The sequence below is a fragment of the Billgrantia sp. Q4P2 genome, assembly GCF_052806135.1.
The window spans coordinates 1-787 of record NZ_JBRBAI010000036.1; the positions used below are offsets into that span (position 1 = coordinate 1).

Consider the following 787-nt stretch of genomic DNA (forward strand, 5'->3'; position numbering starts at 1 on the left):
CGCGGCGACACCGTGATCGAGGCCGACGACGAAGTCTTCTTCATCGCCGCCCGCCGCGACATCCGCGCGGTGATGAGCGAACTGCGCCGGGTCGATCGCGACTTCCGCCGGGTGGTGATCGCCGGCGGCGGCAACATCGGCGAGCGCCTCGCCGAGCACCTCGAGCACAGCCACCAGGTCAAGATCATCGAGCATGGGCTCGAGCGCTGCACGGTACTCTCCGAGCGCCTCAACCGCACCGTGGTGCTGCACGGCAGCGCCACCAACAAGCGCCTGCTGGAAGAGGAGAACATCGAGGAGTGCGACATCTTCTGCGCGCTGACCAACGACGACGAGGTCAACATCATGTCGTCGATGCTGGCCAAGCGCATGGGCGCCAAGAAAGTCCTCACGCTGATCAACAACGCCGCCTACGTCGACCTGGTGCAGGGCGGCGAGATCGATATCGCCATCTCGCCGCAGCAGGCCACCATCGGCAGCCTGCTGACCCACGTGCGCCGCGGCGACATCGTCAACGTGCACTCGCTGCGTCGTGGCGCCGCCGAAGCGATCGAGGCCATTGCCCACGGCGACATGCAGTCGTCCAGGGTGGTGGGCCGGGCCATCGGTGAGATCGACCTGCCCCGCGGCACCACCATCGGCGCCATCGTGCGCGGCAAGGAGGTGTTGATCGCCCACGACGACGTGGTGGTGGAGTCGGGCGATCACCTGATCCTGTTCGTGATCGACAAGCGCCGCATCCGCGACGTCGAGCGGCTGTTCCAGGTCGGGCTGACGTTCTTCTGAT

At 66.5% G+C, this 787-nt stretch carries 1 protein-coding gene; it reads left to right on the plus strand.

Features of this window, described 5'->3' with window-relative positions; all coding sequences use genetic code 11:
- A partial coding sequence (gene trkA / locus ACUY1T_RS21990) for a Trk system potassium transporter TrkA (RefSeq protein WP_446025697.1) occupies positions 1-786 on the plus strand: 786 nt, incomplete at its 5' end.
- Position 787 lies beyond the last annotated feature (1 nt).